Origin of the sequence: Tsuneonella suprasediminis (genome assembly GCF_003605755.1) — a bacterium.
GTDB lineage: Bacteria > Pseudomonadota > Alphaproteobacteria > Sphingomonadales > Sphingomonadaceae > Tsuneonella > Tsuneonella suprasediminis.
In genome coordinates, this window is record NZ_RAHJ01000020.1 from 19,646 (window position 1) to 33,592 (window position 13,947).

General features: G+C 62.6%; 12 protein-coding genes. 6 read left to right on the forward strand and 6 right to left on the reverse strand.

Annotated features, from left to right (window positions below):
* Positions 1-23: 23 nt before the first annotated feature.
* Complete coding sequence (locus D6858_RS12080; protein ID WP_120110838.1) at positions 24-2,336, forward strand: patatin-like protein; 2,313 nt, start codon at positions 24-26, stop codon at positions 2,334-2,336.
* Positions 2,337-3,174: 838 nt separating this feature from the next.
* Here D6858_RS12080 and dnaJ read toward each other — a convergent pair.
* Both dnaJ and dnaK read right to left on the reverse strand, forming a co-directional pair.
* On the reverse strand, positions 3,175-4,308 hold the full coding sequence (dnaJ, locus tag D6858_RS12085) for a molecular chaperone DnaJ (RefSeq protein WP_120110841.1): 1,134 nt from the start codon (positions 4,306-4,308) through the stop codon (positions 3,175-3,177).
* Positions 4,309-4,375: 67 nt separating this feature from the next.
* Complete coding sequence (gene dnaK / locus D6858_RS12090; protein ID WP_120110843.1) at positions 4,376-6,301, reverse strand: molecular chaperone DnaK; 1,926 nt, start codon at positions 6,299-6,301, stop codon at positions 4,376-4,378.
* Positions 6,302-6,470: 169 nt separating this feature from the next.
* Between dnaK and D6858_RS12095 the strand changes: the two genes are divergently transcribed.
* The 3 genes from D6858_RS12095 (at position 6,471) to D6858_RS12110 (ending at position 9,178) form a co-directional block, all read left to right on the forward strand.
* Entirely contained in the window at positions 6,471-6,959 is a 489-nt protein-coding gene (locus tag D6858_RS12095; protein ID WP_120111246.1) for a copper chaperone PCu(A)C, read from the forward strand.
* Between the two features lies 1 nt (position 6,960).
* Complete coding sequence (locus tag D6858_RS12100; protein WP_120110846.1) at positions 6,961-7,458, forward strand: vgr related protein; 498 nt, start codon at positions 6,961-6,963, stop codon at positions 7,456-7,458.
* 556 nt (positions 7,459-8,014) lie between these two features.
* Positions 8,015-9,178 carry a PrnB family protein gene (locus D6858_RS12110; protein WP_120111249.1) on the forward strand — a complete coding sequence of 388 codons (1,164 nt, stop codon included), beginning with the start codon at positions 8,015-8,017 and terminating at the stop codon, positions 9,176-9,178.
* Positions 9,179-9,187: 9 nt separating this feature from the next.
* Here D6858_RS12110 and D6858_RS12115 read toward each other — a convergent pair whose 3' ends face one another.
* The 3 genes from D6858_RS12115 to hrcA all read right to left on the reverse strand — a co-directional run bounded on the left by D6858_RS12115 (position 9,188) and on the right by hrcA (position 11,558).
* Positions 9,188-9,829 (reverse strand): hypothetical protein, encoded by a 642-nt coding sequence (locus tag D6858_RS12115; protein WP_120110850.1) that lies wholly within the window; start codon positions 9,827-9,829, stop codon positions 9,188-9,190.
* 72 nt (positions 9,830-9,901) lie between these two features.
* Positions 9,902-10,495, reverse strand: a complete 594-nt coding sequence (locus D6858_RS12120) for a nucleotide exchange factor GrpE (protein ID WP_120110852.1) — start codon at positions 10,493-10,495, stop codon at positions 9,902-9,904.
* A 19-nt stretch (positions 10,496-10,514) separates the two neighbouring features.
* Positions 10,515-11,558, reverse strand: coding sequence for a heat-inducible transcriptional repressor HrcA (gene hrcA, locus D6858_RS12125; protein ID WP_120110855.1), 1,044 nt, complete (start codon positions 11,556-11,558; stop codon positions 10,515-10,517).
* 82 nt (positions 11,559-11,640) lie between these two features.
* On the opposite strand from hrcA, the gene rph reads away from it, so the two are divergent.
* On the forward strand, positions 11,641-12,354 hold the full coding sequence (gene rph / locus D6858_RS12130) for a ribonuclease PH (protein ID WP_120110858.1): 714 nt from the start codon (positions 11,641-11,643) through the stop codon (positions 12,352-12,354).
* Positions 12,351-12,980 (forward strand): RdgB/HAM1 family non-canonical purine NTP pyrophosphatase, encoded by a 630-nt coding sequence (gene rdgB / locus D6858_RS12135; protein WP_120110860.1) that lies wholly within the window; start codon positions 12,351-12,353, stop codon positions 12,978-12,980. Before rph ends, rdgB begins: the two co-directional genes overlap by 4 nt.
* A gap of 396 nt (positions 12,981-13,376) precedes the next feature.
* Here the strand turns inward: rdgB and D6858_RS12140 are convergent, their stop codons facing one another.
* Positions 13,377-13,919 (reverse strand): CAP domain-containing protein, encoded by a 543-nt coding sequence (locus D6858_RS12140; protein ID WP_120110863.1) that lies wholly within the window; start codon positions 13,917-13,919, stop codon positions 13,377-13,379.
* Positions 13,920-13,947 lie beyond the last annotated feature (28 nt).

Below are 13,947 nucleotides of genomic sequence, written 5' to 3' on the forward strand. Positions count from 1 at the left end.
ATTTGCCCGCCACAATCGCCCCGATGCACCACAAGGAACTCAGAATTGCATTAGTCTGCTATGGCGGGGTCAGCCTGGCGGTGTACATGCACGGCGTTACGAAAGAGATCTGGCACCTCGCCCGCGCAAGCCGGGCGTTCCTTGGCGGCAAGGATACCGACGGGGTGCAGGCGGTCTATCGCGACCTGCTGACCGCTGTCGAGCAACAGCACGAGCAACGCCTGCGGGTGCTGCCCGACATCCTCACCGGAGCGAGCGCGGGCGGAATCAACGCGGTGTTTCTGGCGCAGGCGATCCATTCCGGGCAGAGCCTCGAACCGCTGACCGAGCTGTGGCTGGAAACGGCGGACGTCGATAAACTCGTCGCACCGGAAGCATTGCCGGGCTGGCGCTTCGCCAAATTCTGGGCGCAGCCATTCGTGCGCTGGGTGCTCAGCCGCCCCGGCAACGCCGTGTCCGAAAGCGTCGCGCCCGAAACCCGCACCGAAGTGCGGCGCAAAGTCTCGCGCCTGATCCGCGGTCGCTGGTTCGAACCGCCGTTTTCGGGGATCGGTTTCTCTCAACTGCTGCGCGATGCGCTATCCGCGATGGCGGCGGCCCCGGCGGAAGAGCCATTATTGCCGCGTGGCCATCCGATCGATCTGATGGTGACCGCGACCGATTTTCGCGGCTATCTCTCGCTGCTGCGCCTGCACAGCCCGCCGGTTGTGGAAGAGAGCGAGCATCGCATGCCGATCTCTTTCCGCGTCCGAACGCCGGGCGATGCCGGGCACTCGCTGGCCGATCCGCTGGAACTGACGCTGGCCGCGCGGGCGACCGCCAGTTTCCCCGGCGCGTTCCCTCCATTGCGGCTGGAGGAAATCGACGAACTGGCGAAACGCACCGGGCAGGAATGGCGCGGCCGCGATGCTTTTCTCGAACGGATCATGCCGATCCATGTGCGACAGGGGAATAGCGAGCATGTCTCGCTGATCGATGGATCGGTGCTGGTCAACGCACCGTTCAAAGGGGCGATAGACGCGCTGCCCGCTCGCCCCGCGCAGCGCGAGGTGGACCGCCGCTTTGTCTATGTCGATCCGCGCCCCGACCGGTTTGGATCGCTGGAAGAGCGGATCGACCGCCCGGTCGGCTTCTTCGGGGCGATTTTCGGTTCGCTGTCGACTATCCCGCGCGAACAGCCGATCCGCGACAATCTGGAAGCGATCGAGGAACAATCGCGCGAAGCGCTGCGTATCCGCCGGATTATCTCCGGCCTGCGCCCCGAAGTGGAGGCGGCAGTTGAAAAACTGTTCGGCAAAACCCTGTTCTTCAGCCGCCCGACCCCCAAACGCCTCGCCGCATGGCGGGCCAGGGCGCAGCAGGCCGCTGCCGAACAGGCGGGTTATGCCTTCAGCTCTTATGCTCAGGCGAAACGGTCGGGAATTATCGAGACGCTGGGGCACATGGTGTACGATGCCGCTCCGTCGCTGAAGCTGCCGGGGCCGGAACCGGTGATTGCCCGGCTGCGCGATGAATTCATGGCCCGCGGTCTGGGCACCCTGTCCTACCCCGTCGGGGGTGCCACGCCCGAAGCGATCACGTTCTTCCGCGCGCACGACCTCGCCTTCCGTGTGCGCCGCCTGCGCCTGCTCGCCCGCCGCCTTTCGCGGGAATGGGAAGCCGACCCCGATATGCCGGACGATGCGCTGCAATCTGCGCGGGAAGCGATCTACGAAATCCTCGCGCTTTATTTTGCGCGCGAAGACATGGCCCCGCTCGGCGGCGATTTCGCGGCGCTCGCGGCCAATGTGATGCAGGAACCGGGCGCTGTGATCGATGCGTTGGCAGCGCAGCGGCTCTTGCCGGAAACCGATGTTAAGGCAGAAGAAATGCTCTGCGCCGCGCTGGATGCGATGCCCAAGGAGCTACGGCGGCGCATCCTGCTCGCTTACCTCGGCTTCCCGTTCTACGACGTGGCGACGCTGCACCTTTTGCGTAACGAGGGGCTGACGGAATTCGATGCTGTGAAAGTCGACCGGATCAGCCCGGACGACGCCCGCTCGATCCGCTCCGGCGGAACACGGGCGACTTTGCGCGGGACCGAGTTCTATAATTTCGGCGCGTTTTTCTCCCGCGCATACCGCGAAAACGATTACCTGTGGGGGCGCCTGCACGGGGCCGAACGGATGATCGATCTGGTCTGTTCGACAGTCGACGGATTTGCCGATGGCGACTGCGCCACATTCAAAACCCGCGCCTTTCTGGCCATTCTTGACGAGGAAGAAGGTCGCCTGAAAGCCAATCGCGGATTGGTGCAGCGGATCAGAGAAGAAGTGCTGGAACGCGCCGCGCGTTAGTGGTTCGGTAGGCCGCGCAGCACCGGCTGATCGGCCCGCGGCGCAGAACGCACCCCGCCCGCATCGCCGTGCAACGTCGCCCCGGACCTGATCCGGGACCCCGCTTTTCCTTCCAGCGCGGTGCGCGAAGAAGCTGGACCCCGGCTCGGAGGCCGGGGTGACGGTGGGGAAAGGGAGCATGGCGGGACATGGGCAGGATCAGGACTCCACTCCCCGTCCCCACCCTCGTCATTGCGAGGAGCGCAGCGACATGGCAATCCACGGGCCGCCGGTTGCCTCTGCCACAATCGCTACGACGGGCGAGACTGTCCCACCATTGCTTACTTCACTGCATTCGCAATGACGAACAGGTGGATGGCGCAGGCGGCGCGTTAAAAGGTGTGCATGCAGAGGATGGATCAGGCCCGGCAGATCGGCCCGCGGCGCAGAACGCGCCCCGCCCGCATCGCCGTGCAACGTCGCCCCGGACCTGATCCGGGGCCCCGCTTTACCTTCCAGTGCGGTGCACGAAGAAGCTGGACCCCGGCTCCGAGGCCAGGGTGACGGTGGGGAAAGGGAGCGCCGCACGGCATGGGCAGGATCAGGACTCCACTCCCCGTCCCCACCCTCGTCATTGCGAGGAGCGCAGCGACGTGGCAATCCACGGGCCGCCGGTTGCCTCTGCCACAATCGCTGCGACGGGCGGGACTGTCGCACCGTGAATTGCTTCACTGCGTTCGCAATGACGAACAGGTGGATGCGTGGGTGCAGCAACACACCGCCCCGACTGAGATTAGGGGCGGCGACCATCCGCGCGCGCGAATCGCACCGCTATGCAATCCGCGCCGATGCCCGCGATCTACCCGCCGAACGCTTCCTTCAACCGGTCGAAGAAACCGCGGCTTTCGGGGCATTCGTCCCCGGTTTCGGTCGCGCGGAATTGTTCGAGCAGCTCTTTCTGTTCCTTGCTCAATCTGGTCGGAGTCTCGACCGCGATTTCGACCACCAGATCGCCGCGCCCGCGCCCTTGCAACACAGGCATACCGCCGCCGCGCACGCGCAACTGCTTGCCCGACTGGATGCCCGCCGGAATCTTCACCGAACGGCTTTCCCCGCCAAGATCGGGAATTTCGAGCGTGTCGCCCAGTGCCGCAGTCGTGAAGCTGATTGGAATACGAGTGATCAGCGTGGTGCCTTCGCGGCTATACACCGAATGCTGGCGCACGTGGACGAAGATATACAGGTCACCGGGAGGTGCGCCGCGCGGCCCCGCCTCGCCCTTGCCCGACAGGCGGATGCGCGTGCCGGTGTCGACGCCGGGGGGAATTTCCACGTCGATAGTCTGCGGCATATCGACCCGGCCTTCGCCGCGACAGGCCTTGCACGGGTCTTCGATCACTTCGCCGCGACCGTGGCAATTGGGGCATGGCCGTTCGACAACGAAAAAGCCCTGCTTCGCCCGGACTTTGCCGATCCCGCCGCACAGATTGCACCCGCGTGTGCCGGTGCCGGGGGTTGCCCCCGACCCGTTGCAGGTATCGCAAGTCTGGCTGACTTCGATCTCTATCTGGCTGGTCTTGCCATGAAACGCCTCTTCCAGCGTGATTTCCATGTCATAGCGCAGATCGGCCCCACGGCGCGGTTGCTGTCGTGCAGCCCCGCCGCCACCGAAAGCCGAACCGAAGATCGTTTCGAAAATATCCCCGATGTCGCCGAAATCGCCCTGGCCGAAACCACCCGGCCCGCCGCCCATGCCGCCTTGCTGGAACGCAGCGTGGCCATAACGATCGTAGGCGGCACGTTTCTGCGGGTCTTTCAGCACTTCGTAGGCAGCCGAACACGCCTTGAACTGCGCCTCTGCCTCAGCATCGCCCGGATTACGATCGGGGTGATACTTCATCGCCATCTTGCGATAGGCAGATTTGATCGTCCGATCATCCGCATCGCGGCTGACTTCGAGCAGTTCGTAAAAATCGATTTCAGTTGCTGACATGGGGCAAATCCCTAGCCGCCACCGATGCGGAGTGCACCGGCGGCGGCGAGGTTATCCATTATAGCGATCAGTTCTTGCCGTCTTCGTCGACTTCGGAGAACTCGGCATCGACGACATCGTCATCCTTGTTCTCGTCGGTCTTGGCATCCGCAGCAGAGGCATCGGCACCGGCGGCCTGTTCCTTGCTGTAGATTTCCTGACCCATCTTCATCGCAACTTCGGTCAACGCCTGCGCCTTCGCATTGATCGCATCGGCATCGTCGCCTTCGAGCGCGGTCTTCACTTCGGCAATCGCCGCTTCGACTTCACCCTTCAGACCGGCGTCGATCTTGTCGCCGTGTTCTTCGATCTGCTTCTCAGTTGCATGGACAAGGCTGTCGGCCTGGTTGCGCGCTTCGGCGCTGGCGCGACGTTTCTTGTCTTCTTCCGCAAACTTTTCCGCATCCTGCACCATCTGATCGATGTCGGTTTCGGAAAGACCGCCCGACGCCTGAATGCGGATCTGCTGTTCCTTGCCGGTGCCCTTATCCTTGGCGCTGACATTGACGATGCCGTTGGCGTCGATGTCGAACACGACTTCGATCTGCGGCACACCGCGCGGCGCCGGGGGGATACCGACGAGGTCGAACTGACCCAGCAGCTTGTTATCCGCCGCCATTTCACGCTCGCCCTGGAAGACGCGGATCGTCACGGCCTGCTGATTGTCTTCAGCGGTCGAATACGTCTGGCTCTTCTTGGTCGGGATCGTCGTGTTGCGGTCGATCATGCGGGTGAACACACCGCCCAGCGTTTCGATACCGAGCGACAGCGGCGTCACGTCGAGCAGCAGCACGTCTTTCACGTCGCCCTGCAGCACGCCCGCCTGAATGGCCGCGCCCATCGCCACCACTTCATCGGGGTTCACGCCGGTGTGCGGTTTCTTGCCGAAGAATTCTTCAACCACTTCGCGCACCTTGGGCATACGGGTCATCCCGCCGACGAGCACGACTTCGTCCACACCGCCCTTGTCGATACCGGCATCGGCCAGTGCCTTCTTGCACGGTTCCAGCGTGCGCTTGATCAGATCGCCGACAAGCTGTTCAAGCTTCGAACGGGTCAGCGTTTCGACCAGATGCAGCGGAGTGGTGCTGCCACCTTCCATGCGCGCGGTGATGAACGGCAGGTTGATTTCGGTCTGCTGGCTGCTCGACAGTTCAATCTTCGCCTTTTCAGCAGCTTCCTTCAGACGCTGCAGAGCCAGTTTGTCCGAACGGAGATCCATGTTCTCCTTCTTCTTGAACTCGTCCGCCAGATATTCGACGATCACGGTGTCGAAATCTTCGCCGCCCAGGAACGTGTCGCCGTTGGTCGATTTCACTTCGAACACGCCGTCACCGATTTCGAGGATCGAGACGTCGAACGTACCGCCGCCAAGGTCATACACGGCGATGGTCTTGCCGTCGTCCTTGTCGAGCCCGTAAGCGAGCGCCGCCGCGGTCGGTTCGTTGATGATACGCAGCACTTCCAGGCCGGCGATCTGGCCGGCATCCTTGGTTGCCTGACGCTGGGCATCGTTGAAGTACGCGGGAACGGTGATAACCGCCTGCGTAACCGTTTCACCAAGATAGCTCTCGGCGGTTTCTTTCATCTTCTGAAGGATGAAGGCGGAAATCTGGCTGGGCGAATAATCTTCCGATCCGGCCTTCACCCATGCATCGCCGTTCTTGCCCTTGACGATGGTGTACGGAACCAGTTCGGTGTCCTTCTTGGTCACCGGATCGTCGAACCGGCGACCGATCAGGCGCTTCACCGCGAACACGGTGTTGTCCGGGTTGGTCACTGCCTGCCGCTTGGCAGGCTGACCGATCAGGCGTTCGCCGTCCTTAGTGAAAGCGACGATCGAAGGGGTGGTACGCGCACCTTCCGAATTTTCGACAACCTTGGGCTTGCCGCCATCCATGACAGCAACGCACGAGTTGGTGGTGCCGAGGTCGATACCGATAACTTTGGCCATGATTTCCCTATTCATTTCCTAGTGTTGGACACCGCCAGCTGGCCCCCTTGGCATCAAGCAGGGCCGGTCGGCAGCTCAGTGGATGCGGGCGATATAGGATTGCTTTTCCTTGGCACAAGGGAATGGGAGCGTTACGGAACAAGGAATTTCGGACAGGAGGGAAATGGTCATGAACAAGTCGCTTTTCGCAGCTTTGCTGCTGGCTGGCACACTGAGTCTTACTGCTTGCGGAAATGACACGCAAACCACTGAAAACGAACCTGAAGCAGCCCAATCGGGCATTCCGGGGCTGACAGTCAGCAACGCCCGCATGGTGCTGAACGCCGTGCCCGGCAACCCGGCGGCGGTCTATTTCGATCTGACTTACGATGGCGACGACTCGTTTGCGCTCGATCGTGGCGCGGTCGAAGGTGCCAAGAAGGCGATGTTTCACGATTACGGCGAGTATGATTTCAAGGTGCAGATGATGGACATGCTGCCCGTGCCGATCAAAAAGGGCGACAAGATCGAATTCAAGCCCGGCGGCAAGCATCTGATGGTGATGGACCCGCCGAAAGATCTCAAGCCGGGGGACAAGGTCAATGTCACGATCACCGTTTCGGGCGGCGCCAACCAGACTTTCCCCGCCGAAGTGAAGGCCGCCGGTTCGGAAGAATGACATGAGCGAGGCGCTCGTATGCCCGGCGGGTGGCGAGCGCCGTCTGACCGCCGGAGAAATCGCGCTGGCGCGCACGATCTTTGGCGATGCCATTGATTATGCCCCGGTCACCATCCGGCGGCGCAAGTTCTTTCCGTTTCAGCCGCGCGGGGTCACGATGGCACCGCGCGGCCACTTGCACTTTCACCCGCTGGGCAATGCCTATTGCGACGATTTCGCCACTGCCCCGCTGCACCTGCAGGCACACTTCATCCACGAGATGACTCATGTGTGGCAGACCCAGACGCGCGGCGAATGGTATCTGGTGCTCCACCGGATGCCATGGGCGCGATACGATTATGCGCTCAAACCCGGATGGCGGCTGGAGAAATACGGTATCGAGCAACAGGCGCGGATTGTCGAACATGCGTTCCTGCTGCGTAACGGCGCGAAGCTGGCGGGCGTGGCGGACAAAGCGGCTTACGATGTCCTGGTCGATTTCGCGGGCGCGCTGCGTTGAGCGATTGCGGCCATATCCACCGGATTTGCACGAGTTGACCAGTTGCCTTTCGGTTTCAACATTGGGCGACTTGGCCGCATTTGCGCCAGCCATACAGTGCCTATATGCTTCGCCGAAAGCAGAGAGACCGTATGACGACACGCACCCGAGAAAAACTGGTTTGCAAATGCGGGCACACCGGCGAGCTACGCACGGCTGAAAACGATCAACCCTTTAGCAAAGAATGGTTTCAGCGGACTGTCGAGGGGTTTATCGATCACGATGAGGGCTTCGGAATAAAAAAATTGACGTGCACGGCATGTGGTCGAAGTGGCGAGGTGTCGCGCGCCTAACGGCCCACGCGCTGAGATGAATTCGGCCGATATAATCCTGAGCGCAGTGAGGGCCGGCAAGATTGTCGAAATGCCCCGGACTTCCGCAAAGCACATCCCCTACAAGAAAAGAAATTCCAACCGAGCGAACACCATTTGACCGGGTTCCTTGCTCAACCCGGTTTCAGTTGATACGATCCGGTTGTCCGGGCGGCCCAACCCGCGCCCGGCCAATGGTTCTCAACATGGAGCTTAAAGACTACGGAATGTCGCGGGAACGCGGCTACCTCTCGCATTACGAAATCGACACCATCACTCTCCCCGCCCAGTTCGACGCTGTGGTCGAGGCCGCCGGAAACCTTTCCGGCCTGCTGTCCTCGTGCCGCGTCCGCCACTGGCTGGACCAGTTGCCCGATCCCGACATTGCCGACTGGGCACGCGAGGCGGCGGAGGAAGAGGTTCGCACCGCGATGGTGCACTACAGTTTTCTGGTCCAATCCTATGTCTGGGGAGAGGCACAGGCACCGGCTCACCTGCCCGCCAATCTCGCCCGCCCAATGGTCGCTATCTCCGACCGGCTGGGTCAGGCGCCGCTGCTGCCCTATTCGGGCTATGTGCTCGACAACTGGGCGCGGCTGGATAAATCGGGGCCGATCACGCTGGACAATATCTACATGTACCAGAACTTTGTCGGCGGGGACGATGAGAACTGGTTTGTGATGATCCACGTCGCGATTGAGGCCGAGGCAGGCGTCCTGCTCGACAACGCCGCGAAACTGGTCACTGTCGCGAAACAAGGCGACGCGGCCGAGGCGGAGCGACTGCTGGTCGAAATGGATCAGGCGTGGGAACGGATGTATGGCCACTTTGCCCGCATGGGCGAACGCTGCGACCCGTATATCTATTTCCACCGGGTGCGCCCCTATATCCACGGATGGGCCAACAACCCCGCGCTGGATGGCGGGCTGATCTATGAAGGGATCGAGAAGTTCGGCGGCAAACCGCAGGCCCTGCGCGGGCAGACCGGCAGCCAGTCGAGCATCGTTCCGGCAATGGATGCGCTGTTTCAGGTGCGCCATAGCGAAGACCCGCTGAAGTCGTTCCTCGACGAACTGCACCACTATCGCCCGGTGCAGCATCGCCGCTTTATCGAAGACATTGCCGCGCAATCGACGCTGCGGACTTTCGTGGAAGCGAGCGGTAAGCAGTCGCTGAAAGATGCCTTCAACGCCTGCGTTCAGCAGGCCGCGCGGTTCCGCACCCGGCATCTGGAATATGCCGCCAGCTACATCAACAAACAGATGAGCAGCGAAGCGGGCAACGATCCCGATGTCGGCACCGGCGGTACGCCGTTTATGAAATACCTGAAGAAACACCGCGACGAAAATCGCGAACAGGTCGTCGGCTGACCGGTCAGGTCAGCACAGATAGGTCTCTCGATCGACCTGCGGACATTCGCCAATGTCCAAGGTATCGAGGTAATGGCGCTGGGGCTCAATCGAGCTCCAGCGCACTTTGCCTTTGGCCTCGCCATCGATTGAGTACGGGCTGACTTTCTTGCGCAGAGTCAGGAAATTGACGCTGATCTGTTCCCCGCTGCCCGTGTTCCGCATGAATTCGGTCTTGTCGAAGCCGATCAGACGGAAGCGATCCCCTTCCATCCGGAACTTGTAGGTATTGCTCGCTGTCCCCCAGCTTCCGCACGAAGTCCAGACCCGCAGGTGGAGCGACAGGACACGGCGCGACACGGACAACCCGCCATCCTCCAGCGGATCGGCCAGACACGGCGTTTCCTCGCTGCCCGACGGTGGCACCGCGTGGTCACTGGCGGCGATCTGGCGAAAACCGCCAGCGGTCTTTTCAAACACCAGCAAGCGACGCGGATTGATGTCGAGGCTTCTGGCCCCCAGCCCGTCGTTGGCGATCACCCGCGCGGGATCGGTGCCGCGGACAATCAGCACCGTTTCGGGCCGACCATCACCGGTGAGATCGCCGCTGGCGCGCAAGTCCTCTACCCAGCCGGGCGGGACAGCCGGGCCATCCGTCGATTGCGCCGCCACCGGTGCCGAAACGGCGGCGGCAGCGGCGATTGTCAGCGAACAGAGAGCGAGGCGCGCGATGACGCGAAGCCCTTAGTCGGGCTTCTTCGCCACCCCGACCATCGCCGGGCGCAGCAGACGGTCGCGGATCATCCATCCGCTCTGCATTTCCTGCACCACGGTGCCCGGCTCTGCTTCGTCGGTCGGAATTTCCATCATCGCCTGATGCTGGTTCGGGTCGAGCGGCAGCCCTTTGGCCGCGATGCGGCTGATACCGTGCTGCGCGAACACCTTTTCCACTTCGCGCTGAGTCGCTTCGATCCCGGCGACGAGGCCTTTCAGCCGATCTTCCTCCCGCAGTTCAGCGGGAATCGCTTCGATTGCGCGGGTCAGATTATCCGCCACGCTGAGAATATCGCGGGCAAAGCCGGTCGCGGCATAGGCGCGCGCGTCGGCAATATCCTTTTCCATCCGGCGGCGGACGTTCTGGGTTTCCGCCTTGGCATAGAGCACTTCCTGCTTCGCGGCTTCCAGATCGTCTTTCAAACGGCCCAGCGCTTCGTCCAATGGCGAAGTGCTGTCGTCTTCCGCACCATCGGCGTCGCCTTTATCGAGGAATTCTTCCGGCACGCCATCCAGTTCCTTTTCCATCGCCGCATCCTGCGGGTTGGTTTTATCGTTTTCCATGTCGTTCAAAATCGTCCAGCTAACCGATAAGTTTGCCCAAAGACTGGGCGGTGAAATCCACGATGGGGACGACGCGCGCGTAATTCAACCGCGTCGGGCCGATCACCCCCAATACACCGACCACCTTACCCTCGCGATCGCGATAGGGCGAGGCGATGATCGACGATCCGCTGAGCGCGAACAGCCGGTTTTCGCTGCCAATGAAGATTCGCGTCGAATCCGCATCGCGCGCTGAATCGAGCAGTTCGGCAACCGACTGCTTGCTTTCCAGATCGTCGAGCAAAGAGCGCACCCGATCGATATCGCTCAGCGCGGTTTCATCCAGCAGATTGGCTTGCCCGCGCACGATCAGCACGGGGCGGCGCGCGGCGTCTTCGCTCCACACCGCCAGCCCGCGTTCGACCAGATCGCGGCTCGCTTCGTCGAGCTGGCTGCGGCCATTGGCCAGTTCGGCACGCATCGCCGCCGCCGCCTGCGCCAGAGTGCGCCCGTTGAGCCGCGCGGTGATGTAATTGCTCGCCTGTTCCAGCGCGCTGGCCATAACTGGTGACGACAACGTGATAACCCGATTCTCGATCCCGCCATCTTCGCCCACCAGCACCGCCAGCGCTCTGTCGGGCGACAGCGGGACAAGGCTCAACTGCGCCAGCCGGGGTTCGCGGCGCGGCACCATCACCATGCCCGCCGCGCCGGAGATATCCGACAGGATCGCGCTGGTCGCTTCCAGTGCCGCCTCTATCGGGCCGGGGGCGGACAGGCGGCGTTCGATCGCCTGCCGTTCGGCATCGCTCGGCTCGGCCACCTGCATCATCCCGTCCACAAACAGGCGCAGCCCGCCTTCGGTCGGCATCCGCCCCGCGCTGGTGTGCGGCGCAGCCAGCAGGCCCAACCCCTCCAGTTCGGCCAGTACCGACCGGATCGACGCAGGCGACAGATTCAGCGCGCCGTCGCTGGCCAGCGTTTTGGAGCCAACGGGCTGGCCGCTGGTGAGATACCCTTCCACCACGAGACGGAAAATCTCGCGGGCACGGGTGGATAGTTCGGTGACGGGCGGTGTCTGCATCGTGTCTTATCTATACGCTACCCTTGCAGCCTCAAGGGGCAAGCGCCTAACGCGCTGCCACGACTCAACAAAAGGATATTTCATGCGACCTTCCGGCCGTGCGCCCGACGAAATGCGCGCCATTACCATCGACACCGGCTTCACCAAACATGCGGAAGGGTCCGTGCTCGTATCGTTCGGCGATACGCGGGTGCTGTGCACCGCCAGCGTGGAAGACCGCCTGCCGCCCTGGCTGCGCGGCAAAGGCGAAGGCTGGGTCACCGGCGAATATTCGATGCTGCCCCGCGCCACCCACACCCGCGGCCAGCGCGAAGCGGCCAAGGGCAAGCAGAGCGGACGGACACAGGAAATCCAGCGCCTGATCGGCCGCTCGCTGCGCGCGGTGGTCGATCTGAAGAAACTGGGTGAACACCAGATCACGCTCGATTGCGATGTGTTGCAGGCCGATGGCGGCACCCGCACCGCATCGATCAGCGGCGCGTGGGTCGCGCTGCGTCTGGCGGTCAACGGTCTGCTCGCCAGCGGCGCGCTGAAAGAAGATCCGATCACCGGCAAGATCGCCGCGATCAGTTGCGGCATCTGCGACGGCACCCCTGTGCTCGACCTCGATTATGCCGAAGATTCGAGCGCCGATGCCGATGCCAATTTCGTGTTGATCGAAGGTGGCCAGATTGCAGAAGTGCAGGCCACCGCCGAAGGCGCGACGTATGACGAGGAAGGGCTGCTGCGCCTCCTCCGCCTGGCTCAGATCGGCTGCGCGCAGATCTTCAAGGCACAGGATGCCGCTGTAAAATGACCCGCCGTATCGGTTCCGGCAAGCTGGTGATCGCCACCCATAACGCAGGCAAGCTGAAAGAGATTTCCGCGCTGCTCGATCCCTATGGGGTCGAATGCGTCAGCGCGGGATCGCTCGGCCTGCCGGAACCGGCGGAAACCGGCACCACTTTCGTTGAAAACGCGCTGATCAAGGCACGCGCCGCGGCGGAGGCATCGGGGCTGGTGGCGCTGGCGGACGACAGCGGGCTGTCCGTCACCGCGCTGGATGGCCGCCCCGGTGTCTATACCGCCGACTGGGCGGAACGACAGTGGTTCGAAGGCGAGCCGGGCCGCGACTGGTACATGGCGATGGGCAAAGTCGAAGGGCTGTTGCAGGCCAAAGGGCCGGATACTCCGCGCGATGCGTGGTTTTCCTGCACCCTCGCGCTCGCCTGGCCCGATGGCGAATATGCGGTGTACGAAGGGCGGATCGACGGTTCGCTGACATGGCCGCCGCGCGGCACGCTGGGTTTCGGATACGATCCGGTGTTCGTGCCCAATGGCCGCGATCAGACCTTTGCCGAAATCGATCCGGCGGAAAAACACCGCATCAGCCACCGCGCCGATGCCTTCGCCAAACTGGTGGCCGATCAGTTCGGCGGTTGATCCCTTCGGTATAGGGAGTTGGTGAGTTGGCAGGAAACACTCCTGCCCTCATCACACTCCCTCACTCGTCATTGCGAACGTAGTGAAGCAATCCACCAGGCGAGGGCTCCACCCATTATACCGGCCGTGATGGAGGGGGGTGCGGGCCGTGGATTGCCACGTCGCCTGCGGCTCCTCGCAATGACGAGGAGTGGGGATACACGCGATAGTATTGGCCAACCATCGGCATTGTGCCCCCTATCCCCCCGAACCAAGCCCTCTTCGTGCCTTCGCGTCTTCGTGTGAACCAGCCTCCCCCCCGACGCCCCCCCATCATAACGGTTGTAGCCTTGCTCCAGAGATTGCCACGTCGCCTAACGGCTCCTCGCAATGACGAGCGGTGCGGAAGCGCGAGAGTTACTCCACCCGTTCGCCCCAGGTATTGCCTGCCGGCCAGTATCGGCACACCAGAAAGTCGTTCTGCCCTCCCCGCGCGACAGCGCAGCCGACCTCGTGCGTGCCGGGCCACACGACTTGCGTATAATGCGCGACATCGGCCCAGTTGCCGGTGCGCGATACGTTGGGGAATTTGCCGGGCCGGAACTGAGCGCGCTCGGCATTGAAAGCGCCGATCATCGTTTCGGGGCTGTAGTATCCGGCATAGCCCATCCACAGGTTCTCGCCCGCCCCACCCCGCTGCTGCGGCGATGCGTGGTACATCCGGCCATCGCGCGCCAGTTGCCGCGCCCACACCTGCGCCTCGCCCGCCAGTTTCTGCGACCAGTTGAGCGGTGCACGGCCGATCCGTTCGCGTTCCGCATTGTGCGATGCCAGCAGGCGCGCGGCAAAGGCGTTGACCGCGCCCTGCGAATGCGCGACCTGCGGCAACACCGCGATTGCAGCAGTGGCGGCAAACGCTGCCGTGCCCGCTATGACTGTGGCGACCCGTCCGTTCCTCATAGTATGGTATAATGCATTCAACCGCTTA